We start from the raw sequence: 24,715 nt of genomic DNA on the forward strand, positions 1-24,715 counted from the left end.
TCGCACCCGGGGTGCAGTCGCTGGAAGGGCGCCGGTGTCACCGGCGTATCGCGGTGGTGCCGTTGCTCACGGCGGAGATGATCCGGCGGTAGCCGGCGACCAGCGGGTGGTGCGGGTACGCCGGGCTGAAGAGCCGCTCACCGGCGAGGGACGCCATCTCCGGGGCGTACGGCAGGACGGCCGTGATCCGGGTGGCGTACGCGGACTCGACCTCCCGGCGCATCCGCTCGTGCACCACGCCGTCCGGGACCATGCTGAGGGCCACGCTCACCCGTACGCACCCGAGCCGGCCCGCCAGCGCCATCGTCTCGGCGGCGCCCGCGAGGTCCAGCCGGTCCGCCCGGGTGACGATCACCAGCGCGTCGGAGCTGGCCATCGCCGTCACCGTCTCGTTGTTGAACCCGGCGTGGGTGTCCAGGAGCAGCACGTCGAGGGCCAGCAGGTCGATCAGCCGGTCGAAGCCCTCCCGCAGCAGGCCCACGTCGTAGCCGCGCCCCATGATCTCGTTGATGCCGGCCGCCCCGCTGCGGGCGGGCACCAGGAAGACGCCGTCGTGGCCGGTGTCCGCCCGGCAGGGGTAGGCGGCGTCCTCGATCTCGCAGTGGCCGACCAGGTAGTCGGCGAGCGAGCGGCGGGCGGCGGGCGGCACGGTGTCACCGAACATCAGGTCCAGGGCGGGCGTCTGGATGTCCGTGTCCACGAGCGCGACCCGGCGGCCCCCCGAGGCCAGGAGCAGCGCGAGGTTCGCGGCCGTACTGGACTTCCCCGTGCCCCCGCGGTAGGAGTGCACGGTGATGATCTGCGACATGGATCCCATCCGGTGGATTCGGTCTAGTGGTCGTCCTGGTCGTCCTGGTCGTCCTGTGTTTCCCGTACTTCGCGCGCCCCGCCGGCCCGCCGGTCCCTCCGGTCCTCCTCGGGCAGGCGCCGGTGGACGGCCATCATGGTGATGTCGTCCGACTGCTCGGAGGGGCCGACGAACTCGCTGAGCACGCCGTCCATGTGGTCCAGCAGCTCCTCTCCGCGCACCGCCGCCCGGGCCAGCTCGGCCAGCAACCGCTCGTCGCCGAAGAACCGGCCCGACATCGAACGCGCCTCGGTCACCCCGTCCGTGTAGACGAAGAGGGTGTCGCCCGGGCCGATCTGCGCGTACCCCAGGGAGAAGGTGCCGTCGGGGATGACCCCGACGGCCGGTCCGGTCGGCTCCAGCAGTACCGGGTCCTTGCCCTCGCCGCTCACCAGCACCGGCGGGTTGTGGCCGCCGTTGATGTAGACGAGGTTGCCGGTGAGCGGGTCCAGGACGCCGAAGAACATGGTGGCGAAGTAGCCCTGCCGGATGTGGTTCCTGGTCAGGTAGTTGTTGGTGCCCACCACGGCGTTGAGCAGCGGGGTCGCGCCGACCACCGGGATGGCCCGGCTCTGCTCCCGCCAGCCGGTGTCCTCGCCCAGCAGGTCGGCGGCGATCAGGCTCTGCAGCCCGCTCTGCTCGGCGGTGTGCCGCAGCAGGCTGCGGATGAGCGCCATGAACAGCGCGGCGCCGACGCCCTTGTCGCAGACGTCGGCCACGACCAGGGCGAGGCGGCGGTTGTTGACCAGCTCGAACACGTCGTAGAAGTCGCCGGCGACGGTCCGGGCGGGCCGGAAGCGGACGTGGATCTCCCAGCCGTCGGGGTTGGGCAGCGACTCGGGCAGGAAACCCATCTGGATCTCCCGCCCGATCTCCAGCTCCCGCTCGTAGCTGAGCAGTTCGGCACGGGCGGTGACGTCCTCCATGGTCCGGGTGAAGTTCGCCCGCTCGTGGCAGTCGCGCAGCCGGGCCCGTACGAGGTCGGGGTAGAACGGCGGCACCAGGTAGTCCGACCCGGCGTGGACGTGGCTGCCCAGCAGGTGCAGGTCGTGCTCGGCGAACGCCACCACGGTGGGCCGCTGGCCCTCGTCGTCCAGGCGGCGGGCCACCGCGCGGACGGTGTGCGGCGACAGGCCTGCGTACGCCAGCAGGACCTCGGTGGCCGGCAGTTGGCCGTGCCCCACGACCAGGACGTCGGCGGGGGTCCGGATGCGCACCACGGCGCCCACGCTGTCCAGGGCCTTCAGCAGCTCCGGCGGGGCGCTGCGGTGCTCGTCCAGCAGCAGCACATTGGTCTGGAGCATGTCACCTCATCCCGTCCGGGGGCCGGCGGCCGTGGCCGGGCGGCGCATCACGAGCGTGCTCACGTTGCGGCCCGCCACCAGCTCGTACTCGAAGGAGTCCACCGCGGTGAAGGCGAGGAAGACCCCGAGGCCGCCGATCTGCCGCTCCGCCAGCGGTACGTCGAGCGCCGGGGCGCGCATGCCCTGGCGCGGGTCGAAGGCCGGGGCGTCGTCCTCGAAGCGCACCCACACCTGGTCCGGGTCGATGCCGCCGTCGACGGAGATCTCGCCGGTGGCGCCCCGGTAGCCGTGCATCACGATGTTGGTCGCCAGCTCGTCGGCGGCCAGCCGCAGCCGGTACAGGGAGCTCTCCGGCAGCCCGGCCCGCGCCCCGAGCCCCAGCACGAACTCGGCCACCCGGTCCAGGCAGGCCAGCCGCGCCGGGATGCGCAGCGCGTCCGGCGCCCCGGCGCCCCACGGCCCGGGTGCCGCGCCCTTCGCGCCGCCGGGCGTGGCGTGGGTGCCGTGGGTGGCGCGCGTGCCGCGCGTGCCCGCGCGGTCGGCGCCGTCCGCCGGTCCGCCCGACCCGGGTGCCGGCGCCGGGACCGGCGCGCGGCCGGAGCCGGACGAGCCGGAGCCGGACGAGCCGCCCGAGCCGGACGAGGCGCGCGAGCCGGACGTGGCGCCCGAGCCGGACGAGGCGCGCGAGCCACTCGGGGCGGCCGGGGCGCAGGTGGCCGGCGCGCAGCCCGCGGCGGCCCCGGCGCCCACGGCGGCGACCGGGGACGCGGCGGCGACCGGGGGCGCGGGCGCGGCGGCCGCGGTCACGCGCGTACCGGCGGTGGCCGGCGCGCCCGGACCGGACGGGGCGGACCCGCCGGCCGGTGACGCGGCAGCGGAGTCGAGCGCCATGTCTCCTCGCCCCCTCAGGCGTCGATCAGGTCGATGCTGTGGTCGAACCCGGCCAGCCTGATCGTGTGGGCGACCGGCTCGGTGGCGCCGACGACCGCGATCCTGACGTCGTCGCCCATCTTCTGGCGGGCGAACACCAGCGACCGCAGGCCCGCGCTGGACATGTACGCCAGCTTCTCGGCCCGGATCACCAGCTCGATCGCCCCGGTCGCGGCGGCCTCGTCGATCGTCTCGTGGAACCGGCCGGCGCTGGAGGCGTCCAGCTCGCCGCCGATCTCTATCGTCGCGACCCGGTCGTTGACCCTGAGCCTCACGTCGAACGTCACGGTGCCATCTCCTTCAGCGTGGTGGGTACGGGGCGGCCGACGAGGACGACCGCCGAGTGCGGCCCCAGGTGGTAGCGCCCCGGGTGTTCCAGCGGGGGCTCCTGGCCGAGCGGGTGCATGCCGTACGGCATCAGGGCCCCCGTGTCGGCGAACAGGTGCCAGGCCTGGCCCTCCGGGAGCTGGGGGAGCTCCAGGTCGTGCGGCTCCCAGTGGGCGTTGACGGCGACGTACACGTGGTCGTCCGGCACCCCGCCCTTGGCGTGCCGGCCGCACCGCATCAGGGCGACGACCCGGCAGTGGTCCGCCCAGTCGGGGTGCCAGGCGCGGACGCCGTGCCAGCTCACGTCCGGGTAGCCGCTGCCCATCGAGTCGACGCCGCGCGGGTGCTCGGTGTTGCGCAGCACCGGGTGCGCGTGCCGGAAGGCGATCAGGCCGCGGGTGAACTCCAGCAGCTCGGCGTTGGCCTCGACGAGGCCCCAGTCGAACCACGACAGCTCGTTGTCCTGGCAGTAGGTGTTGTTGTTGCCGAGCTGGGTGCGGCCCACCTCGTCGCCGGCCAGGATCATCGGGACGCCCTGGCTGGTGAGCAGGATGGCCAGCATGTTCTTCATCTGGCGCATCCGCAGGTCCCGTACGTGCGGGGAGGCGCTCGGGCCCTCCTCGCCGCAGTTCCAGCTGTAGTTGTCGTTGGCGCCGTCGTTGTTGCCCTCGCCGTTGGCCTCGTTGTGCTTGTCGTTGTACGAGACCAGGTCGTTGAGGGTGAAGCCGTCGTGCGCGGTGACGAAGTTGATCGACGCCGCGGCCCCGCGGCCCCAGTACAGGTCCGGGGAGCCCGCCATCCGGGTCGCCAGCTCCCCGGCGACCCCCGGCTCGCCCTTGACGAACCTGCGCACCGCGTCGCGGTACTTGCCGTTCCACTCCGACCAGCGGCCGTAGTTGGGGAAGTGCCCCACCTGGTAGAGCCCGGCCGCGTCCCACGCCTCGGCGATCAGCTTGGTGTGCCGCAGCACCGGGTCGTACGCGAGCTGTTCCAGCAGCGGCGGGTTGGGCAGCGGAGTGCCGTCGGGGGCCCGGTCGAGGATGGCCGCCAGGTCGAAGCGGAACCCGTCGATGTGGTACTCGGCGACCCAGTGGCGCAGACAGCCCAGCACGAAGTCCCGGACGACCGGGTGGTTGCAGTTGACGGTGTTCCCGGTGCCGCTGAAGTTGTAGTACTGCCCGTCCGGGGTGAGCATGTAGTACGTGGCGTTGTCGAGCCCGCGGAACGAGATCGTCGGCCCGTGCTCGTTGCCCTCGGCGGTGTGGTTGAACACCACGTCGAGGACGACCTCGATGCCCGCCCGGTGCAGCTCCTTCACCAGCGACTTGAACTCGTCCGCCTGCATGCCGAAGCGGCCCGTGGCCGCGTAGCCGGCCTTGGGTGCGAAGAAGGAGACGGTGTTGTAGCCCCAGTAGTTGTGCAGCCGCTCCCCGCTGACCGGGTTGGTGCGCGGGTTGTCCAGCTCGTCGAACTCGAAGACCGGCAGCAGCTCGACGCAGTTGATCCCCAGCTCCTTGAGGTACGGGATCTTCTCCCGCAGCCCCGCGTACGTGCCCGGCGCCGTCACCCCCGAGGAGGGGTGCCGGGTGAAGCCGCGCACGTGCGTCTCGTAGATGACGAGGTCCTCGGTGGGGATGCGCAACGGGGTGTCGTCGCCCCAGTCGAAGTCGTCGTTCACCACCTGGGCGCGGTAGGGGTAGACGTTGTCCCAGTCGGGCTCCTCGCCCCACACGTTCCGGCCCGAGACGAGCCGGGCGTACGGGTCGCTGAGCACCCTGCGGGCGTCGAAGCGGTCACCGCTCACCGGGTCGAAGGGCCCGTCGGCGCGGAAGCCGTACTCCAGGTTCTCCAGGTCCAGCCCGAACACCGTCATCGCGTACACGCTGCCGGTGCGGAACTCGGCCGGGAAGGGGAGCTCCGCGGTCGGCCGGGGCGCGCCACGCTCGAAGAGCACCAGGCTCATCGAGGTGGCGCGGTCCGAGTAGACCGAGAAGTTGACGCCGCCGGGCACCGGGGTCGCGCCGTACGGGAAGGGCCGCCCGGCCCGTACCCGGTGGCCGGCGATCCGGTGCGTCGGGTAGGCGTCGACGCGTTCGCGCATCTCCGTCACGTCCCGGGGGCTCATCGTGCCGCCCGCTCCAGCTCGGAGTCCACGTCCTCGCCGATGTCGAAGAAGTCCAGGAAGCCGGTGGCGTTCATGACGAACGTGACCTCCTCCGACAGCCCGACGAGGGTGATCCGGGCGTCCACCTGCTGGGCGCGCCGGTGCACGATCAGCAGGGTGCGCAGTCCGGCGCTGGAGACGTAGGACACCCCGGTGAGGTCGACCAGCACCTCGGCGCCCTGCCGGATGAAGGGCAGGAGCTGGGCCTGGAGGCCCCCCGAGGTGGTGCTGTTGATCTCTCCGTCGAGGGCGATCACGGTGATGTCGCCCTCGGAGCGCGAGTTGACCTTGACGGTCATCCGGACACCTCCGTACGGCCGCGGGGAGCCAGGCGCACCTTGACCTTCACGCGGCCCGAGGTCTCGGGGAGCGTCACGGTCAGCGCGTCGGCGTCGAAGTCGGTGTGCGGCTCGCCCTCGACCTCGACGGACTCGACGCGCACCGAGCCGGCCGGCAGCAGGTCGGGCGCGACCCGCAGGACCCGGCCGTCCAGGTCGGACGGGTCGGGCTTGAACCAGAAGTCCATCGGCTTGCCGTTGACGAGCAGGTTGTTGTAGACGGCGGCGAGGTAGCACAGCTCCGCCGAGTGGTACATGCTCATCGAGTGGCTGCCCTTGAGCCGCTCGACGCCCAGCAGGTAGGGCAGGCCGCTCGCCAGGGTGTTGAAGTAGACGGCGCCCTCGTCGTGGTCGAGGAAGAAGGCGTTGTAGAACGACTGGGCGTCGCGGGCCTCGTCGCGGAAGTCCTCCCGCCCGGTGATGCCGTGCAGGATGAGATAGGCGAGGATCGCCTGCTCCTGCTGCCACCAGGCCTTGCGGTCGTGCCAGGCGAAGCGGAAGTGCTCCTCGCCGTCCACCTTGATCCGCTCGACCACGTCGTACCAGCCGCCGCGCTGCCGGTCGGCGCCGACCTCGGGCATGGTCTCGCCGATGGAGGCGGCCATGTCGAGGTAGGCGGCCTTGGGGCGCAGGCTGTGCATCCGCATCAGGTTCCAGGCGATCTTCAGGTTGTGGCCGACGACCGCCCGGTTCTGCTGCCAGCCGTGCGTGGTGTCGTGCGACCAGTCCTGGTGGAACCGCTCCTGCACGAAGGGGCTGTTCTTCGGGTCGGGGAACCGCTCGACGATGGTGTCGAAGGTGTACTCCAGCATGTCGGCGTACCGCTGCTCGCCCGTCGCCAGGTAGAGGTTGATGAGATAGGCGGGGGCGTGGTCGCCGACGGAGTTCCAGTTCTTGCGGGCCTTGTTGGGGCCGAGGGACTCGTGGTGCGGGCTGAGCAGGATCGGGTCGATGTGGGAGAAGTACCCGCCGTGCTCCGGGTCCAGGTAGAACCGGTCGAACAGCCGGATGGTGGCGTCGGCGTCGTCCTTGATGCGCGGGTCACCGGTGACCCGGAACGTCTGGACCGGCCCGGCGAGTGCGTAGATCTGCTCGTACGCCGGCAGCGCGTCGTAGTCGTCGGAGAACTCCGAGGTGAACAGCTTCTTCTCGATGTCGCCGTCGATCGACAGCCCGTGGTACCAGTACACGACGTTCTCGTCGGTGTCGACGAAGCGCATGTGCTCGCGCAGGTACTCGGTGCCGCGCTCGGCGACCTCCAGGTACTCGTCCTCGCCGGTCAGCAGGAACGCCGACGCCATGCCGTACACCAGCCGGGAGATCGTGTCGGTCTCCTGGACGTGGCTTGCGGTCTTCTCGCCGCCGAGGCGGATCTCGGTGCGGTACTGCTCGAAGTCGACCGGCCCGTCGCCGAACTGGGCCTTGCGGTAGAACGCGGCGATCTCCTGGATCTGCCGCACCCACCAGCCCGCCTCCTCGAAACGGAAGTCGTCGCCCTGCCGGCCCACGAAGACCAGCCGCTTGGCCTCGAACCGCAGCCGCTCACCCGGGTAGAACACGCCGTAGGCGAGGACGAACGTGCCCTCCCGCAGCATGTCGTCGATGTGGCCCGAGGCGTCCTGGTACGGCTCGCCCAGGTTGTGCAGCAGCTCGGCGCTGGGACCGCCGTCCAGGGATATCCGGAACTCGCCGCCGCCCGGGGTGACCACGGTCACCACCCGGGCCTCGCGGTCGAAGCCGGTGACCCGGCCGGCGATGGTGTCGGAGAACGTGAAGTTCACGGTGTCGGAAGTGGTGGACATGGCTTCACGCCCCTCGCAGCACGAGCTCGTCGATGATGGTCCTGGCGAACAGATGGCAGTGGTCGCCCGTCCGCGCGGTGACCAGATCCCCGTCCACGACGACGTCCTGGTCCACATAGTTGGCGCCCATGTTGCGGACGTCGCCGATGAGGTTGTTGTGGCAGACCACCTTGCGGCCCCGGACCACGTACGGGATGGACGCGGCGAGCCACATGCCGTGGCAGATGATCCCCTTGACCACGCCCGACCGGGCGAACGCCCGGCGCAGCAGATCGGTGGCCGGCGCCAGCCGCTCGATGTCCTCGGTGTAGCGCAGCCGGTCGGCGACCATGCCGGAGGGCACGATCAGCGCGCTGTACTCGCGCAGCCTCCGGTCGTCCAGGTCCTCCAGGCTGCGTGTCACCGTCAGCGGCGCCCGGTACTCGTGGCCGGTGAAGGTGATGGCCTTGTTGCCCCACAGCCGGGTGAGGAAGTCGACGCGGGCGCCCTCCTCGGCGAACCGGCGCTGGTAGTAGGCGATTTCCGGCTCGTAGAAGTCGCTCTCGGCGAGGATCGCGATCTTCCGGCCGGTGAGCACACCGTCGCGTGACGGCGTATCAGCGGTGTTCGCCACGGGTTCCCCCTTCAGTGGTCCGCAGGTCGATGAGGAACGGCTTGTCGTCGCTGAGCATCCGCTTGACCGCGTACGCCACCTGTTCGTGGTCGTCGACCCGCAGCGCGTCGACGCCGAACCCCTGGGCGATCTGGCTGAAGCCGAGGTCGGGGTGGGACAGGTCGAACGGGGTGGGGTGGGCGTGCAGGGGGATGTCCCGCTCCCGCCAGTACTGCTCGATGTTGAGGTCGAGCAGCTTGTAGCTGCGGTTGTTGCAGATCACGAACTTGGCGCCGATGTCGTGCCGGACCGCCGTGTACAGCGCCTGGAACGTGTACATCGACCCGCCGTCCCCGGTGAAGCCGATGACGGTCTTGTCCGGGTGCGCCAGCTTGATGCCCAGCGCCCCCGGGATGCCCACGCCCAGCGACCCGCCGCGCGTGGAGAACCAGTGGCCCGGCAGCCGGCCCGGCAGGTAGGCGTTGAGCGGCCCGGCCGCCGTCAGCGCCTCGTCGAAGACCATCAGGTCCTCGGGCGCCTGCCCGGCCAGTTCGGCCAGGAAGTGGTGCAGCAGCGAGCCGTCGTCCTCCGGCCCGGCCGGCCGCTCACGTCGCCGGGTCTCCAGCCGGCCGGACGCCAGCGCCCGCGCCTCCGCGGACAGCCGGCCGTCCAGCTCGGTGGCGAGCGCGGCCAGCGTGGCCTTGGGGTCGGCCACCAGGCCGAGGGTGACCGGGTGGTTCTTGGCGATCTCGTAGCCGTCCAGGTCGATGTGGACGATCTTCGCGTCCGCGCGGAACGGATCGTCCAGGACCGGGAACACCTCGGGGAAGACGTACGTGCCGACGATCAGGACGGCGTCCGCGTCCTTCACCGCCGCCCGGCTCACCTCACCGAACATGTGGCCGAGCTGGCCCCGGTACAGCGGGTGGCGGGCGTCCAGGTTCACCTCGGAGAAGTCCACGCCCCACACGTCGGCGCCCAGTTGCTCGGCCACCCGGACCAGCTCCGCCTGCCCGCCGGACGCCGAGACGCCGTCGCCCACCAGGACGATCGGCTTCTCGGCGCCGGCCAGCAGCCGCGCCGCCTGCTCCACCAGGGAGGGCACCGGAAGCGCCCGGGTCTCCAGGAACGTGCTCGGGACGACCGGCTCGGTGTTGACCGCATCCAGGACGTCCATGGGAAGGGAGACGAAGACCGGGCCGCGCGGCGGTGTCATGGCCATCTTCATGGCCCGCCGAAGCACCCGCAGCACCGAGCCCGGGTCGGTGACCCGGGTCGCGTACTTGGTGACGGGCTCCGCCATGGCCACCAGGTCGGCCGCCATCTGCGCGTCCATCGCGTCGTACCGGACACCCGCCTCGCCGGCGATGACGACGAGCGGCGAGTGACCGCGCTTGGCCTGGTAGAGCATGCCGATCGCGTTGCCGAGGCCGACGCCGCTGTGGAGCTGGAGCAGCGCCGGGCGGCCGGTGGCGCGGGCGTACCCGTCCGCGATGCCGGCGGCGACCGTCTCCTGCAGGGTGAGGATGTACTGGAGGCCGTCGTACTCCTCCAATGCGTCCAGGAATCCCTGCTCGACCGTTCCTGGATTGCCGAACATATAGGGAATTCCATCGGCGAGGAACTGCTCGATGATCGCCGCATTGCCCTGCCTGGCCATGTCTTCCTTCTCTCGTCTCTCGGCGATTAGCTCGTTGGATTACCAGCCGAAGCGGCGCAGCCCGTCCTCGAGGACCTCGACGATCTTCTCGCCGGTGAGATACGAGTCCGGCGTCGAGCGGCCGGTGATGAACGGGTAGTCCACGATCACCGACGTTTCCTTGCCGAAATTGCCGTGGTACCGGCCGTCGGGGCCCGTGGCGTCACGCAGGATGTATTCCAGCGGGTACGGCGGCGGCCCCATGACGAAATCGGTGCCGAGGAAACCGGTCCCGTCCTTGTAGTCGTACTCCTTGCAGTGACCGGTGACGTGCTTGCCCCAGATGATCGACTTGCGGTCCTCCCAGTCACGGGCGAACGCCAGCGGGGTGACGCCGTAGCACTCGGCCGCGATCGGCTTGCCGGCGCGCAGGAAGGACAGGATGATCTGGTGCACCCGCTCGTTGTTCGCCAGGTCCACGATCGGGCCGGAGCCGCCGACGATCAGCAGCGCGTCGTACTCCTCCAGCTCCTGGGCGACCACGTCCACCGCGCGGTGGTAGGCCTCCAGCTTGCGCAGGTAGTCCTCGTCCGCGGTGTACGGGCGCTCCGGCACCCAACTGGAGATGTCGATCGGGTCGTCCAGCCGGTCCGACTCGTCGACCTGCCGGGTCAGCTTGGCGACCTCCTCGGAGGTCACCGACTTGCCGAGCGGCGGGTCGATGTACGCGGGGTCCATGCTCGGCGGCAGCGCGTGCGCCCGCCCGCCGGTCGGGGTGGCGAACACGACCTCGTAACCGCGCTGGTCGAAGTGGTGCAGCGGCCCGACGAGCTCCTCGCCCCAGTAGCCGTACTCCGACAGAATCACGAGGATCTTCTTGGCGTTCCTTCTGGCCACGCCTGCTCCTTCGGTAATCGGTGGGCGGATCAGCGGCGGGTGGCCGGTCAGCGCGGCTCGGGGCCGATGATCCAGTTCTCCTTCACGGCGAGGGAGAACACGTACTTCGGGTCGGCCACCTCGTCACGGGCGGCCGCCACCTGGCCGGTGAAGTGCGGCGAACGCAGCGCCTCCGTCAGGGCGTCGACGTCGTCGAACCAGAGCTGCTCGACGCTGTCGAAGCCGGCCTCGCCGAAGACGTAGGCGCCGTCCACGGTGTGCGCGTGCAGGTAGCGGCGCAGCCCCGGCGTGGCCCCGACGACGGAGGCGTAGCCGCCGAGGGTCCGCTTGCGGTACTCCTCCAGGTCCAGGCCCGGCCGCCGCTTCATCAGGACGGTGAGCTTGACCCGGTCCTGGCCCTTGGCGAGCGCCGGGCCGGGGACGATCTCGTACGCCGTGGTGTCGACCACGATGGTCTGCCAGAAGGCGGCCCAGTTCGGCTCGTCGAGGCGGGCGCCCTGGAGGAACTCCTCCGTCTGGAGCGAGGCGAGCTGCTCCTCGCCGTTCGCCAGCCAGATCTCGGCGATGCCCTGGTGGGGCAGGGCCGGCGTGCCGAGGTCGGCGCCGGTCTCGACCCGCGTGTCGACCATGTATTTGCGGATCTGCGGGATTTTCGCGGCGTACTTCACCGCGTGGACGTCCACCCAGTAGTCCTGGAACTCCTGGGTGGTCATACCCGGCTTGGGCGCCGCCAGAATGAACTGATGAATCATGGAACTCTCCTTTTCGGCCCCGCGCGGCACGGCACATGGAAATGCCACATTTCCGGGATGGTGCTCAGCCATCATTGGCGGCCGTCCGGGGGCGCGGCAAAGAACCTCCGCCGACTTCCTGAACTGACGTGCGATCCGTGCGATCAGTCGGCTTTGAGTTCGGGCGGATGGAGGAAGTAATGCGCCGCGGAGGCCGCTTGGGCGCCCTCGTGCACGGCGGCGGCCACCTGGTGGGAATGCAGGGAAGTGACGTCCCCGGCCGCGTACACACCCGGCACCGAGGTCTTCTGCTCGGAGTCGACCGCGATGTAGCCGGCGTCGTTGAGGCGCACGCCGAGGGAGCGGGCGAGCGCGGTCTCGGGCGTCGCGCCCTGGATGGAGAACAGGGCGTCGAGCCCGAGGCGCAGCCCGCCCCGGGTGACGACGGTACGTAGCTGTCCGTCCGCCCCCTCGACCTCCTCGATCCGGTCGTGGACCACCTCGACGCCGGCGTGGGCGAGCCGGCGGCGGAACGTTTCGCTGATGTCGTCGCGATGGCTGTTGGTCAGCAGCCGCACCCGGTCGGTCAGGGCGTGGAGCTGCATGGCCTCACCGGCGGCCGCGTCGGTGTGGCCGACCACGAGGATGCTGCGGCCCCGGTTCTCGTACCCGTCGCAGGTGATGCACCAGAACATCGAACGGCCCACGTACGAGCGCCAGTCGGGGAAGTGCGGGAAGTGGTCCAGCACCCCGGTCGCCAGCAGCACCGCCCTGGCCCGCCAGTGGTGCCCCTGCGAGCGCAGCGTGAAGCCGCGCTCCGCGTCGCCCTCGACGGAGGTGATCAGGTGGTGGACGATCCGCGCCCCCTCGTACCGGGCGAGCTGCTCGACGGCGAGCTTGCGCAGGTCCACGGTGGCGATGCCGCCGGGGAAGCCCAGGTAGTTGTGGTTCACCTGGTGGTGGGTGGACCGGCCGTGTCCGGTGTCGAACACCAGTACCCGGCGGTTGTACCGCGCCAGGTAGATGGCCCCCGACAGCCCGGCGGGGCCGCCCCCGACCACGGCCACGTCCGCGTCCACGCCCATGCCCGCACCCGTGTCCATGTCCACCGCCCGTTGTGTCCCCGGGGTTCGTGTCCCCGGGGTGTGCGTCGGTCCCGTCATGGCCCGGCCCCCGTCGCTCACCCGGCCGGGCGGTGCCGGCCCGCCAGGCGGCGCACCGCGGCCATGGGGATGGTGAGCCACTCGGGCCGGTTGTGGGCCTCGTACACCGCCTCGTAGACCGCCTTGTCCGCCTCGAAGGCGCGCAGCAGCAACGGCTGGCTGCGCGGGTCGGTGCCGCTCCCGGCGGTGTACCCGGCGCAGTACGCCCGTCTGTTGTGCACCGCCCACGCCGAGGCCCGGCGGGCCAGGCGCGTGCCGTGCACGTTCTGCGGCGACTGCTCGCCGGGCGGTACGCCCAGGACGGCGGCCAGCGCATGGTGCGCGGCGTAGTCGAAGGACCGCAGCATCGCGGCGACGTCCCGCAGCGCGGGCTGGAGCCGGCGGCGCTCCGCCTCCGGCCGGCCCGGCTCGCCCTCGAAGTCGATCACCACCCAGCCCCGCTCGGCGCGCAGCGTCTGCCCGAGGTGCAGGTCGCCGTGGACGCGCTGGACGAGCAGCGGGGCGTGGCCGCGCTTGGCGACCTCCCCGAGGTCCTGGTGCACGGCCCGCAACTGCCGGGCGAACGGCAGCAGCGCCGGCACCTGGTCCAGCGCCGCCTCCAGCCGCCCGGTCAGCACGCCCACGAGCCGGTCGACCCGCGGGGCGTCGAGCTCCAGGGTCGGCAACTGCTCGGCGAGCGCGGCGTGCACCCGGGCCGTGGACCGGCCGAGGGCGTGGGCCTCCTCCGCGAAGCCGCCGAGCGGGGCGACGCTCTCGCACTCGCCCACGATGCAGGCGCGGGCCTCCTCGACGGCGATCGCCCAGCCGTCGCCCCGGTTGGGCACGAACTCCTGGAGGATGCCGAGCGTGATCTCCCCGCCGGGTGCCGCCGGCGAGGTCCGCACCCAGCCGAGCGGCGCCGCGCTGGGCACGTCGCCGGCCCGCCGCAGGGCGGCGAGCATCTCCACCTCCGCGTTCGGGCCGGGCACCACGTGCCGCAGCACCTTGAGCATCATCCGGCCGCCGAACGCGATGGACGTGTTGGACTGCTCGGCCGTGAGTACCGCCGCCGGCAGCCCGGTGGGGATGTCCGCGCCGGGCACGGGGTGGAACTCCACCGCGCCCGCGGTCCCGCCCGCCGCGATCCGGGCGAGCAGCCGCCCCATCAGCTCGGGGTCCTCGGTCGCCTCGTACAGCAGCGCGCCACCGCTGGGCCCGATGACCGCGTCGGCCAGCCCGTCCGGCACCGTGTCGCGCACCCCTACCAGCAACTGGTACCACTCGTCGTGCTCGGTGCGCACGACGACCAGGAGCAGCCGCGGGCCGTCCGCGCACACGGTCTCGACCAGGACGGGCACCACGTCGGGCGCGGCCCGGTCCTTGCCGCCGAACCAGCGCCGGCGGGCCAGCCAGCCGGGCAGCAGGCGGTGCAGGTCGGCGGCGATCCGCCCGGTCTCGGTCACGTCCGGGGACGGGGACACGGTCATGCGGCGGTCACCTTCGCGTTGCGGGGGACGGCGGACTCCGGGACGGGGCCGCGGGCGGCCCGGGAGAGCATGGTGACGGCGTGCGCGAGGGACACCATGGTCATGTGGTGGTGCCAGCCGCGGAACGAGCGCCCCTCGAAGTCGCGCAGCCCCAGCCGGTCGCTCACCTCCGCCTGGTCGCGCTCGACGCGCCGGCTGAGCATCGCGGTGCGGTAGACGGTCCCGAGCCGGGGCCGGGACAGGTTGGACAGCCAGTACTCGCTCGGCGCCCGCCGCCCCGGCTCGCCCCACGCCCCCAGGAGGACCAGGTCCTGCCGGCCCTCCCGGCCGCCGCCCGGGGAGCGCAACCGCACCCGGGCGGAGCCGACCGAGGTGGCGCGGACGACCCCGGTGCGGTGGTCCAGCCATTCGACGGGCATGCGGTTGCGGCTCAGTGCCCCGGTGAGGCCCGCGTCCGGGCCGGCCGCCGAGGCGGGGGAGTGCCCGCGCTCGGCGGGCCGCAGCGGCTCGACGCTCGTGTGCGACATGGCCGGATCCACTCGTACGACGAAGGGGATCTGGCGGTCCATCAGTTCCGCGCACACGGGGTGGGGCGCGGTGTCCCGGAGGTCCATCACCACCGGCCGGGCCGGCATGCTCCACTCGTCGGTCATCCGGGCGACCGAGCCGATCGCGCACTGCTCCGGCGGACAGGACCCGACGTGCTCCGGGATGGAGGCGCGTCGGCGCATCTCCGGCTCGTCCGTCCAGCACTCGGGCAGCGCCAGCCACCAGTCGACGGGGCTGCTGACCTGGTCGGACGCCAGCCAGAGGCCCATGCCCTGCTGGCAGTTGACGATCCGTCCGAGCTGCGCCACGAACTGCCGCTCGACGCCCACGGAGTGCTGTCCCACCTTGGTGATCACCAGCGGGCGCACCACCCAGGCGCGCGGCTCGGTGTGCTCGTGGAGGTGCCGGGCCATTTCCCGCCGTACCGGCACACAGTCCCACGGGGACTTCGTAATGAATTGGTACAGGCTCTGTTCGACGCCGCCGCCCGCGTTGCTCGCGAGGGCCCGCATGGTCTTCTTTCCGTCGACCGAGAGAAGGCCCCGTACGTACAGTTCGCCCCAGCGGCGCTGATCGCTCCGGGGAATGGAAGCGAGCGTCCGCGTGAGGAACTCGGCGAATACAGCGGGGGAATAATCCTCGGGCATATTCAGGTCTGGTTCCACGACCGTTACCCAGCTCTCTCCACAGAAGTCTATGTCGGTCCGGAGGAAATCGGCCAGCCGGTTTTTTCCTCTCATTCACGCCGCGCGGGACCGGGACCTCCGGAAAGAGGGCCCGGGAGCGGAAACCGTGAAGCGGACCCCGGGGCCGGTGCGCGGGTGCGCCGGGGACGGCACCACCACGCGCTTCCGGCCCCGGGTCCGGCCCCGTCGCCTCGGGGGATGTGGGCGGCGGGGGTGATGACGGGGGCGGGGGACGGATCCGGCCCGCCCACGTCGGTCTCGGGGAGCGGCGTCCCGGGGGCCTCCGGGAGCGGCCCGGCCGGCCGGCCGGCCGCGCCGCCACCGCGTCCGGGCCGCCCGGCCCCGCGGGACCCGGCAGGTCCGCGGGGGGACGCCGCTGCGGTGCGGACGCGTCCCGGGCCGCGCCGGCTAGCGGCTGCGCTCGAGCTGGCGGTCGGCGCCGAGCCGGGCGAAGAGCGGCGCCCAGTCGGTCGGCGTCTCGCCCAGTTCGTTGTACATCTCGAAGGTGCGGCCCACGGCCGCCGGTGAGGCGAGGGCCTGCACGCAGGCCTCCGCCACCGCCGTCCGGGACACCCAGCCGTCCCCCCGGTCGCCCTGTTCCAGGCGCACCCGGTTGCCCGCGAAGCTCTCGTCGGTCAGCCAGCTCGGCCGCACCACCGTGTAGGGCAGCCCGGACTCCCGTACGGCGTCCTCCCCGCGCAGCCGCCAGTCGAGCAGCCGGCCGTACGCGTTCATGGGGTGCTCGCGCCGGGTCACGAAGATCTGGCTGACCAGGACGAAGTGCGGCCGCTCACCGTGCTCGGTGGCCGCGGCCAGTACGTTGCGCACCCCGTCGTACATGGTCGTCTCGGGGCTGTCCGGACCGGAGTCCGCGGTGCCCGGCTCGACGCTGAACACCACCCCCGCGCAGCCGCGCAGCGCGATGGCCAGCGAGTCGGCGTACCGCACGTCGGCGCGGTGTTCCTCCACTCCGAGCGGCAGCCGTCCCCGTTCGGGATGCCGGCTCACCACCCGTACCCGGGTGCCTTCTTGAAGCAGGCGGCGGGTCACCAGACTGCCCAGCCGGCCCGCGCCTCCGATAACCGCAATGGGACTCCGCATGGTCCCCTCCAGGAGTGATCCCCGCCGCTACACCCAGTTGAGGATGTCGTCGGCGCTCTTGAGTTCCGTTTCCGCGGGCACCCCGGTCATCGCGGGCACCCTGAGCCGCGGGTAGACGCTCACCCCGCAGAACCGTGACCCCGGCCAGAGCATCGCGCCGTCGCCGATGGCCGAGTAGCGTTCGAGCCGTGCGGGCCGGGTCCGCTCCGAGCAGACCTCGGCCATGGGGCCTATGTAGGAGTCCTCGATCTCGGCGTACGCGCCGACCACGGCGGACTCCCCGACGGCCGAGCGGACCACGGCGGCGCCCTCGCGGACCTCGGCCCCGTCGCCGATGTCCGCGTGGTCGAGCCGTACGCCGGGCCCGATCTCCACCTCGCGGCCGATCCTGACGCCCGGTCCGATCACCACCGAGCCCTCGTCGATCTTCTGGGCCAGGGTGGTGCCGGTGACGTCGTCCTTGGTGCGCAGGCTGCTCTCGTGGATCCAGCAGCGCGGCGAGGCGACGTCGGGCCGCCTCATCAGCCGGTTCATCTGCTCGTACGCGCCGTCGAGCACGAGCCCCAGGGTGTGCAGGTAGTCGGGCACGTTGCCCAGGTCGCCGAGCCGCCCGATGGAGTGGGCCGCCACCGGCAGCCCGCGGGCGGCGAGCCAGGGCAGCAGGTCCTGGCCCCAGTCGAGCCGCTGGTAGCTCTGCCGGAACAGCTCCGGTTCCCTGGCGAGCAGCCGCAGCCGTGCGCAGTCCACCAGGTACATCCCCGCGTTGGTGGGGAGGGTGACCCCCGGGTCCACCGTGGTGCGCGGGAAGAGCTCCCCGATCCGGTCGGGGCCGGGCTTCTCCACGAAGCCCTGGACCAGGCCGTCGTCGTCGGTGCGCATCACCCCGTACTTGCCGGCGATCTCGTCGGCCGTGCGCCGTACGGCGGCCACGGTCACCAGGGCGCCGCGCTCGGCGTGCGTCGCCTCCATCGCCTTCAGGTCGAAGTCGAAGAGGGAGTCGACGGGGAGCACCAGGGCCCGGCCCTGGAGGTCCCACTGCTCGAGGTTGTGCAGGGTGGCGCCGGCCGAGCCGACGTTGTACCGGTCGAAGCGCGAGCGCGAGTAGGTGACGTCGACGCCGTAGCGCTCGCCGTGCCCGAGCAGGAGCTTGATCTGGGTACGGTTCTCCAGGCCGTGGGTCACCACGTAGAAGCGGCGGATGCCCTGCTCACGGCAGGCGTCCACCACCCACTCCACGAGGCGGCGCCCGGCGAACGGGATCAGCGCCTTGCTGCGGATGTGGTCCGGGGACTTGAGCGTGATGGGCTTGGCCCGCTCGCCCCGGCCGCCGGCGAGGAGTATGCCGACCGTTTCCCCGTTCTTGTCCGTACTCATCGAACAGAGCCCCCTCGACTCGGGTGAATCACCGACTCCCCGAATTCGTCCTCCGGAAAACTGACGCCCTGTCGGGCCGCTGGTGCTTTACGGGGACTCAGGGGCCCCATTCGTCGTCTTCGGTGGAGGCCACGATCTGGCCCGTGGCGGAAATGGATCCCTCGCCTCCGCCCTCCGTGGCGGATGCGAAGAGTCCGAGGAGCAGTATCAGAGCCGGAAGCCCGAACAGGCGCCCGGCCTCTCTCGTGCGGTTCACAATCCCTCCCCTGGCCGAAAGGCTCTTTGCCCTTCCGCCTTCAGAAGAATGCCGTACCTCCCCACAGGAAAGGGTCGTTCAGTAGCATCATGATCACGCAATGCGAGAATCGGAAGGAGTGGCAAATGTGCAGGAACTCGGACTTAGCCCCTCATTCGAACGTCGCCAGCCTGTGTGACCGGGGCCTGGAGGCCTACCGTCGTGCACTGGCGCATGGTCCGATATCGGGGGATGTGCCCGAATGTCTGCTCCGCTTGGGTCTCCTACGGCCATTGGCCGAAACCCCGACACTCATGGCCGCCGTGCCCCCGGACATCGCCGGCCGCGAACTCACCCGCCCCATCGAGCGCGCCATGCTCGCGCACCGGCAAACGCTGGCCGCCATCGGTGACTCGATCGCAACGGCCGAGGACATCTACTCCGCGACCCGCCAGGCCGTGTCCAACGCCCCCGTACGTCTGCTCCAAGGAGAGGACGTCATACGTGCCGCGCTCGAACAGGCCGCGGACGACTGCCGCGAGGAACTGCTGACCTGCCAGCCCGGCGGCCGCCGCGACCCGGCGTCCCTGGCCCGCTCACTGTCCCGCGTCCTCACCATGCACCGGCGCGGCGTCAAGCAGCGCACGCTCTACCAGCACACCGTGCGCGCCCACGGCCCCACCCTCGCCTACATCGAGCAGGCCACCGCCTCCGGCGCCCAGTTCCGCACCCTCAACGAGGTGTTCGACCGGCTGATCATCTACGACCGGACCACGGCCTTCATACCGGACCCGCGCCACGAGCTGAGAACCGCGGCCCTGGCCATCGACCACCCAGCGATAGTGCACTACCTCGCCAAGGTCTTCGACCACGCCTGGGCGCGTGGCGAAGCGGTCAGCATCACCCAGGAGTACGTCCGCCCCCCGCTCATGACCGACGAGACCCGTCGCGCCGTGCTGCGGCTGATGGTGGAGGGGTACACGGACGCGGCGATCGCCTCACGGCTGGGCATCAGCCCGCGCACCGTCTCCACCCACATCAAGAAGGCCTCCGACCTCCTGGGCGGCCGGAGCAGGGCCCACCTGGCCTACCTCCTGGCCCGGTCCGACCTCCTCGACGCCGGACACGGCTGACGGGCGGGGCCGCCGGCACGGCGGCGTCCGGACCACACCCCCCACACCCCACACCCACACCCACGCCCCGCACATCCACCCCCCGCACATACACGCCCCCGCACATCCACGCGCACGCGCACCCGCACCCATACCCGCACCCGCACCCGCATCCGACCCCCGTCCCCCGTCCCCCGGGACCCGACACCCCGTCCGCCCCGCCGCCTCCCCGCGCAGTGGCCCCCACCGGACGGCCCCACGACCCGCCGAACGGTACGGTGGCGGTCAAGTGGCGGCGCCCGCACAGGAATTCCCCAGGGGCCCCGTCGCCGACGACAAGGCGTACGGACGACAGGAACGGTGGACGAACAAGGTGTCGATGCAGCGGATGAGGCCGGACGACCCAGAAATCCGGTCCCTCGACCTGGTGGACGAGAACATCACGCAGCTCAAGAAGCTGTTCCCCAGCGCCTGCACCGAGGACGGTATCGATTTCGACGCCCTCCGTGAACTCCTCGGCGGCACCCTCGCCGAAGGCCAGGAAAAATTCGGTCTCTCCTGGCACGGAAAGAAAAGGGCGGCCGAAGTGGCCAGGCGGCGCAGCAACGGCGCACTCCTGCCGCGCCCCGCCGACAGCGTCGAATGGGACACCACCGCCAACCTGATGATCGAGGGCGACAATCTCGAAGTCCTCAAACTTCTCCAGAAGAGCTACGCCCACAAGGTCAAGCTCATCTACATCGACCCGCCCTACAACACCGGCCGCGACTTCATCTACCCCGACAACTTCCAGGACGGCGTCCGCAACTACCTGGAGCTCACCGGCCAGCTCGACGGCGAGGGAGGGCGGCTGAGCAGCAACGCCGAGACCTCCGGCCGCTACCACAGCGCCTGGCTGGACATGATGTACCCGCGGCTGTTCCTGGCCCGCAACCTCCTCAGGGAGGACGGGGTCGTCTTCGTCTCCATCGACGACCACGAGGTGCACAACCTGCGGGCGGTCATGGACGAGATCTTCGGCCCGGAGAACTTCATCGCCTCCGTCATCTGGCAGAAGGTCTATTCCCCCAAGAACAGCGCCCGGCACTTCTCCGAGGACCACGACTACATCCTCGTGTACGCCAGGGACGCCGACGCCTGGACACCGGGACTCCTGCCGCGCACGGACGAGCAGAACGCGGCGTACAAGAACCCCGACAACGACCCGCGCGGCCCCTGGAAGGCCGATAACTTCACCGCCCGCAATTACTACAGCAAGGGCACCTACTCCATCACCACGCCCGGCGGCCGGCTCATCCCGGGCCCGCCGTCCGGCACGTACTGGCGCTACTCCGAGCAGACCATGCGGGAAATGGAGGCGGACAACCGCATTTGGTGGGGGAAGGACGGCAACAACAGCCCCGCCGTCAAGCGCTTCCTCTCCGAGGTCAAACAGGGCCGCATTCCCCAGACCTTCTGGCCCTACGGGGAGGTCGGCCACAACCAGGACGCCAAGCGCGAGCTGCTGGAGCGGGTCACCTTCGCCTCCTCCGACAGCGTCTTCGACACCCCCAAGCCCACCCGGCTCATCCGCCGCATCCTGACCCTGGCGACCCGGCCGGACACCGAGGACATCGTCCTCGACTTCTTCGCCGGGTCCGGCACCACCGGCGACGCCGTCCTCCAGGCCAACGCCGAGGACGGCGGCAACCGGCGCTACATCCTCGTCCAGATCCCCGAGCGGACCGGATACCCCGACCACCCCACGGTCGCCGACATCACCCGCACCCGCCTCCGCGCCGCCGCCGCCGCCCTCCCGGCCGCCCCCGACCGGGGCTTCCGGTCCTTCGCGCTCGGCGACTCCAGCGTGCTGCGCTGGGACACCTCCCGCCAGGACGTCGAGCAGCAGACCCTGGAGGTCGTCGACAACATCGTCCACGGCCGTACCGACGAGGACGTGCTCTACGAACTCCTCCTCGGCCGCGGCCTGGACCTCTCCCTCCCGGTCACCACCCGCGTCTTCGGCGGCATCGCCGTCCACAGCACCGGGGGCGGACGGCTGTTCGCCTGCCTGCCGGAGGCGGACAGCATCGGCAGGGACCGGGTCGAGGCCCTCGCGCACGGCATCGCCGACTGGCGCAAGGAGCTGGAACCGGCGGGCGAGGTGTCCGTCTACTTCAAGGACGTCGCGTTCCGGGACGACGTGGCCAAGGCCAACATGGCGGCCATCCTCGACCAGTACGGCTTCCCCCTCGTGAAGAGCCTGTAGGTGAGCTGACCAGATGACCGACCTCCGTCTGCACTTCGACGCCGAACTGGAGCACCAGCGCAAGGCCGTCGCCGCCGTCCGCGACCTCTTCCAGGGGCAGGAGACCGGCCAGGGCCTGTTCACCGTCACCGAGCAGCGCGCCGACCTCTTCACCCCCGGCACCGGACTCGCCAACCGGCTCACCCTCGGCGCCGAGCGGCTCGGCGAGAACCTCCGCGCCGTCCAGCTCCGCGGCGGCCTGCCGCCCTCGCCCGACCCCGACCCCGACGACCTCAACTTCACCGTCGAGATGGAGACGGGCACCGGCAAGACCTACGTCTACCTGCGCACCATCCACGAGCTCCACCAGCACTACGGCTTCACCAAGTTCGTCATCGTCGTCCCCTCCGTCGCCATCAAGGAGGGTGTCAACAAGTCCCTCCAGATCACCCGGGAACACTTCAAGGCCCTCTACGACGGAACCCCCCTGACGTACTTCATGTACGACTCCGCCCAACTGGGGGAGGTGCGGAACTTCGCGTACGCCACCGGCATCCAGGTGATGATCACCACCGTGGCGGCCATCAACAAGAAGGACACCGCCCTCATCTACCAGCCCAGCGAGAAGACCGGCGGCGACGCCCCCATCGACCTGATCCGCCGCACCCGGCCCGTGCTGATCGTCGACGAACCGCAGAGCGTCGACGGCGGCCTGAGCGGCAAGGGCCGGCAGGCCCTCGCGGCCATGGACCCGCTCTTCACCCTCCGCTACTCCGCCACCCACGTCGACACGTACGACATGGTCTACAAGCTCGACGCCGTCGAGGCCTACCAGGCCGGACTCGTCAAGCAGATCGAGGTCGCCGGCGGCTCCGTCGAGAACGCCCACGGCCGCCCGTACGTCCGCCTCGAATCCGTCAGCATCCGCAAGAACGACTTCTCCGCCACCGTCGAACTCGACGTCGCCGCCCGGAGCGGCGGCGTACGCCGCACCAGCGTCGTGGTGCGCGACGGCGACCTCCTCGACGTGGTCACCGGGCGCTCCGTGTACGAGGGGCTCCAGATCGGCGAGATCGACAAGACCCGGGGCGCCGAGTTCCTGCACCTGCGCGGCGCCGGCGTCAGCCGCTACCTGCGCCTTGGCGAGGCCCACGGCGACATCCCGCCCCTGGAGAAGGCCCGCCAGCTCATCCGCCGGACGATCCGCGAGCACCTCGACAAGGAGGTCCTGCTGCGCCCCAAGGGCATCAAGGTGCTCAGCCTGTTCTTCATCGACCGCGTCGACCGCTACCGCGCGTACGGCGACGACGGCAAGCCCGTCAAGGGCGACTATGCGCGGATCTTCGAGGACGAGTACCAGCGGCTGCGCAATCACCCCCGGTACGCCACCCTGCTGGGCGAGGCTGACCTGGAGTCCGAGGCAGCCGCCGTGCACGACGGCTACTTCGCAAGCGACAAGAAGGGCGCCTGGAAGGACGTCACCGAGGGCCGCGGCCAGGAGGGGGCGGAGGCCCAGCGGGCGTACGACCTCATCATGCGGGACAAGGAACGCCTGCTGAGCCTGGACGAGCCGCTGAAGTTCCTCTTCTCCCACTCGGCGCTCCGCGAGGGCTGGGACAACCCGAACGTCTTCCAGATCTGCGGTCTGCGCGAAATGGGCACCGACCGCCAGCGCCGCCAGACCATCGGCCGCGGCCTGCGCCTCGCGGTCGACCGGACGGGCCGCCGGGTGCAGGGCTCCGACGTCAACACCCTCACCGTGATCGCCACCGAGAGCTACGAGCAGTTCGCCGCCGAGCTCCAGACGGAACTGGAGACCACCGAGCGGATCCGCTTCGGCGTCGTGGAACCCCACCAGTTCGCCGGCCTGCCCTCCCCGGCCGACCCCGCCGTCCCCGTCGGCTTCGACACCTCCGAACGGATCTACGCCCACCTGTGCGCCGAGGGCTACGTGCACCACACCGGGAAGATCGACGCCGAGGCCCTCACCCGGGCCCTCGCCGACGGCACCTTCGCCCTCCCGCCCGAACACTCCGCGCTGACCGCCGCCGTGGCCGACCTGCTCACCCGGCGCGCCCGCGGGCTGAAAATCAACAACCGGGACGAGAAGCACACCGTCAAGGTGCGCAAGCAGGTCTTCGAGAGCGAGGCCTTCCGGGACCTGTGGGAGCGGGTCAAGCACCGCACCACCTACCGGGTGGACTTCGACACCGAGAAGCTCGTCGCCGAATGCGTCCGCGGCGTCCGCGAAGCCCCGCCGGTGACCCCGGCGCGGATGCGCTGGAGCAAGGCCCGCGTCCTGATCACCGAAGCCGGCCTCACCACCACCGACGGGACGACCTCGGCCCCCGAACGCGTCGACCAGGGCGACCTGCCGCTGCCCGACCTCCTCGGCGAACTGGTCGACCGCACCCGGCTCACCCGCCGCACCGTCCGGCGCATCCTCACCGAGAGCGGCCGCCTGGCCGACTTCCGCGCCAACCCGCAGGAGTTCATCGACCTCGTCGCCACCACCATCACCGCCCGCAAACGCCGGATGCTCGTCGACGGCGTCAAGTACGTGCGGCTCGGCAGCGGCGACTTCTACGCCCAGGAGCTCTTCGAGGAGGAGGAGCTGCACGGTTACCTCGACAAGAACCTCCTGCCCGCGCAGCGCAGCGTGTACGAGGAGGTGCGCTACGACTCCGACACCGAGCGCCGGTTCGTCGAGGACATGGAGCAGGACGAGAGCGTCGTCCTCTACACCAAGCTGCCCGCCTGGTTCCGCATCCCCACCCCGCTGGGCGCCTACAACCCGGACTGGGCCATAGTGCGCGACACCCCCGACGGACGGCGCCAGCTCTACCTGGTGATAGAGACCAAGGGCACTCCCCAGGAGCATCTGCTGCGCCCGGAGGAGGCGGACAAGATCCGCTGCGGCAAGGAACACTTCACGGCCCTCGACACGGGCGTCACCTTCACCCAAACCCACACCTGGCAAACCGCCCCCGCCGACTGACCCCCCACCGGGCCGGCCCCCCCGGCCGGCCCGGCCCCGCACCACCATCGCTTACCACCGCCGGCGCGCCTGCCCCGCCTCTTGGTGGTCAGCCCGCCGCGCGTCCGGCCGACTGCCATGGCAAACGCGCCGGCACGGCCAGGCCATCGCCTGCCTCTGCCTCTGGCTCCCATGACCTTCCGGACAGGACCCAGGGCGAAGCCGTGCCCTTACGCAGAGGACGAGCAAGCGAG

Annotated in this window: 19 protein-coding genes; 3 read left to right on the top strand and 16 right to left on the bottom strand. The window is 71.0% G+C overall.

Going from position 1 to position 24,715, the window contains the following annotated elements; genetic code table 11:
- Nucleotides 1-37 precede the first annotated feature (37 nt).
- The 16 genes from ACZ7LK_RS09445 to ACZ7LK_RS09520 form a co-directional block, all read right to left on the bottom strand.
- Nucleotides 38-808 (bottom strand): MinD/ParA family ATP-binding protein, encoded by a 771-nt coding sequence (locus ACZ7LK_RS09445; RefSeq protein WP_392272046.1) that lies wholly within the window; start codon nt 806-808, stop codon nt 38-40.
- Between the two features lie 23 nt (nt 809-831).
- Nucleotides 832-2,151, bottom strand: coding sequence for a PP2C family protein-serine/threonine phosphatase (locus tag ACZ7LK_RS09450; RefSeq protein WP_392272045.1), 1,320 nt, complete (start codon nt 2,149-2,151; stop codon nt 832-834).
- A gap of 6 nt (nt 2,152-2,157) precedes the next feature.
- Complete coding sequence (locus ACZ7LK_RS09455; RefSeq protein WP_471139311.1) at nt 2,158-3,042, bottom strand: ATP-binding protein; 885 nt, start codon at nt 3,040-3,042, stop codon at nt 2,158-2,160.
- Between the two features lie 14 nt (nt 3,043-3,056).
- Complete coding sequence (locus tag ACZ7LK_RS09460; RefSeq protein WP_392272043.1) at nt 3,057-3,368, bottom strand: anti-sigma factor antagonist; 312 nt, start codon at nt 3,366-3,368, stop codon at nt 3,057-3,059.
- Nucleotides 3,365-5,533 (bottom strand): glycogen debranching protein GlgX, encoded by a 2,169-nt coding sequence (gene glgX / locus ACZ7LK_RS09465; protein ID WP_392272042.1) that lies wholly within the window; start codon nt 5,531-5,533, stop codon nt 3,365-3,367. The genes ACZ7LK_RS09460 and glgX overlap by 4 nt, the downstream gene beginning before the upstream one ends.
- Entirely contained in the window at nt 5,530-5,871 is a 342-nt protein-coding gene (locus ACZ7LK_RS09470) for an STAS domain-containing protein (RefSeq protein ID WP_392272041.1), read from the bottom strand. Before ACZ7LK_RS09470 ends, glgX begins: the two co-directional genes overlap by 4 nt.
- A complete protein-coding gene (locus ACZ7LK_RS09475; RefSeq protein ID WP_471139316.1) occupies nt 5,868-7,712 on the bottom strand; it encodes an AGE family epimerase/isomerase in 1,845 nt (614 codons plus the stop codon). Before ACZ7LK_RS09475 ends, ACZ7LK_RS09470 begins: the two co-directional genes overlap by 4 nt.
- 4 nt (nt 7,713-7,716) lie before the next feature.
- Nucleotides 7,717-8,325, bottom strand: coding sequence for a DJ-1/PfpI family protein (locus tag ACZ7LK_RS09480; RefSeq protein WP_471139318.1), 609 nt, complete (start codon nt 8,323-8,325; stop codon nt 7,717-7,719).
- Complete coding sequence (locus tag ACZ7LK_RS09485; RefSeq protein ID WP_392272038.1) at nt 8,309-9,964, bottom strand: thiamine pyrophosphate-binding protein; 1,656 nt, start codon at nt 9,962-9,964, stop codon at nt 8,309-8,311. Before ACZ7LK_RS09485 ends, ACZ7LK_RS09480 begins: the two co-directional genes overlap by 17 nt.
- A gap of 39 nt (nt 9,965-10,003) precedes the next feature.
- The gene (locus ACZ7LK_RS09490) at nt 10,004-10,840 is read right to left on the bottom strand and encodes a type 1 glutamine amidotransferase domain-containing protein (protein WP_392272037.1); all 837 of its coding nucleotides are present in this window, start codon (nt 10,838-10,840) and stop codon (nt 10,004-10,006) included.
- 47 nt (nt 10,841-10,887) lie between these two features.
- Nucleotides 10,888-11,592: an EthD domain-containing protein gene (locus ACZ7LK_RS09495; protein WP_469463041.1), complete on the bottom strand. Its 705-nt coding sequence runs from the start codon at nt 11,590-11,592 to the stop codon at nt 10,888-10,890.
- Between the two features lie 143 nt (nt 11,593-11,735).
- On the bottom strand, nt 11,736-12,674 hold the full coding sequence (locus ACZ7LK_RS09500; protein ID WP_469463149.1) for an NAD(P)/FAD-dependent oxidoreductase: 939 nt from the start codon (nt 12,672-12,674) through the stop codon (nt 11,736-11,738).
- Nucleotides 12,675-12,751: 77 nt separating this feature from the next.
- Nucleotides 12,752-14,200: a maltokinase N-terminal cap-like domain-containing protein gene (locus tag ACZ7LK_RS09505; RefSeq protein ID WP_471139323.1), complete on the bottom strand. Its 1,449-nt coding sequence runs from the start codon at nt 14,198-14,200 to the stop codon at nt 12,752-12,754.
- On the bottom strand, nt 14,197-15,396 hold the full coding sequence (locus ACZ7LK_RS09510; protein WP_469463147.1) for an IS701 family transposase: 1,200 nt from the start codon (nt 15,394-15,396) through the stop codon (nt 14,197-14,199). The genes ACZ7LK_RS09505 and ACZ7LK_RS09510 overlap by 4 nt, the downstream gene beginning before the upstream one ends.
- A 447-nt stretch (nt 15,397-15,843) precedes the next feature.
- Nucleotides 15,844-16,536: an SDR family oxidoreductase gene (locus ACZ7LK_RS09515; RefSeq protein WP_392272033.1), complete on the bottom strand. Its 693-nt coding sequence runs from the start codon at nt 16,534-16,536 to the stop codon at nt 15,844-15,846.
- Between the two features lie 27 nt (nt 16,537-16,563).
- Complete coding sequence (locus tag ACZ7LK_RS09520; protein ID WP_392272032.1) at nt 16,564-17,910, bottom strand: sugar phosphate nucleotidyltransferase; 1,347 nt, start codon at nt 17,908-17,910, stop codon at nt 16,564-16,566.
- A gap of 549 nt (nt 17,911-18,459) precedes the next feature.
- Between ACZ7LK_RS09520 and ACZ7LK_RS09525 the strand changes: the two genes are divergently transcribed.
- The 3 genes from ACZ7LK_RS09525 (at nt 18,460) to ACZ7LK_RS09535 (ending at nt 24,482) form a co-directional block, all read left to right on the top strand.
- Nucleotides 18,460-19,278, top strand: a complete 819-nt coding sequence (locus tag ACZ7LK_RS09525) for a helix-turn-helix transcriptional regulator (protein WP_392272031.1) — start codon at nt 18,460-18,462, stop codon at nt 19,276-19,278.
- Nucleotides 19,279-19,546: 268 nt separating this feature from the next.
- The gene (locus tag ACZ7LK_RS09530) at nt 19,547-21,505 is read left to right on the top strand and encodes a site-specific DNA-methyltransferase (RefSeq protein ID WP_471139328.1); all 1,959 of its coding nucleotides are present in this window, start codon (nt 19,547-19,549) and stop codon (nt 21,503-21,505) included.
- 13 nt (nt 21,506-21,518) lie between these two features.
- Entirely contained in the window at nt 21,519-24,482 is a 2,964-nt protein-coding gene (locus tag ACZ7LK_RS09535; protein WP_471139331.1) for a type III restriction-modification system endonuclease, read from the top strand.
- Nucleotides 24,483-24,715: the final 233 nt, after the last annotated feature.

Source organism: Streptomyces sp. NPDC039423 (assembly GCF_055598725.1).

Bases quoted from the DNA above. Each gene is read 5' to 3' on its own strand.
- ACZ7LK_RS09495 (WP_469463041.1), bottom strand. From the start codon at position 11,592: ATGATTCATCAGTTCATTCTGGCGGCGCCCAAGCCGGGTATGACCACC.
- ACZ7LK_RS09510 (WP_469463147.1), bottom strand. From the start codon at position 15,396: ATGCCCGAGGATTATTCCCCCGCTGTATTCGCCGAGTTCCTCACGCGG.
- ACZ7LK_RS09515 (WP_392272033.1), bottom strand. From the start codon at position 16,536: ATGCGGAGTCCCATTGCGGTTATCGGAGGCGCGGGCCGGCTGGGCAGT.
- ACZ7LK_RS09535 (WP_471139331.1), top strand. From the start codon at position 21,519: ATGACCGACCTCCGTCTGCACTTCGACGCCGAACTGGAGCACCAGCGC.
- ACZ7LK_RS09485 (WP_392272038.1), bottom strand. From the start codon at position 9,964: ATGGCCAGGCAGGGCAATGCGGCGATCATCGAGCAGTTCCTCGCCGAT.
- ACZ7LK_RS09520 (WP_392272032.1), bottom strand. From the start codon at position 17,910: ATGAGTACGGACAAGAACGGGGAAACGGTCGGCATACTCCTCGCCGGC.
- ACZ7LK_RS09450 (WP_392272045.1), bottom strand. From the start codon at position 2,151: ATGCTCCAGACCAATGTGCTGCTGCTGGACGAGCACCGCAGCGCCCCG.
- ACZ7LK_RS09470 (WP_392272041.1), bottom strand. From the start codon at position 5,871: ATGACCGTCAAGGTCAACTCGCGCTCCGAGGGCGACATCACCGTGATC.
- ACZ7LK_RS09475 (WP_471139316.1), bottom strand. From the start codon at position 7,712: ATGTCCACCACTTCCGACACCGTGAACTTCACGTTCTCCGACACCATC.
- ACZ7LK_RS09455 (WP_471139311.1), bottom strand. From the start codon at position 3,042: ATGGCGCTCGACTCCGCTGCCGCGTCACCGGCCGGCGGGTCCGCCCCG.
- ACZ7LK_RS09525 (WP_392272031.1), top strand. From the start codon at position 18,460: ATGGCCGCCGTGCCCCCGGACATCGCCGGCCGCGAACTCACCCGCCCC.
- glgX (WP_392272042.1), bottom strand. From the start codon at position 5,533: ATGAGCCCCCGGGACGTGACGGAGATGCGCGAACGCGTCGACGCCTAC.
- ACZ7LK_RS09500 (WP_469463149.1), bottom strand. From the start codon at position 12,674: ATGGACACGGGTGCGGGCATGGGCGTGGACGCGGACGTGGCCGTGGTC.
- ACZ7LK_RS09505 (WP_471139323.1), bottom strand. From the start codon at position 14,200: ATGACCGTGTCCCCGTCCCCGGACGTGACCGAGACCGGGCGGATCGCC.
- ACZ7LK_RS09445 (WP_392272046.1), bottom strand. From the start codon at position 808: ATGTCGCAGATCATCACCGTGCACTCCTACCGCGGGGGCACGGGGAAG.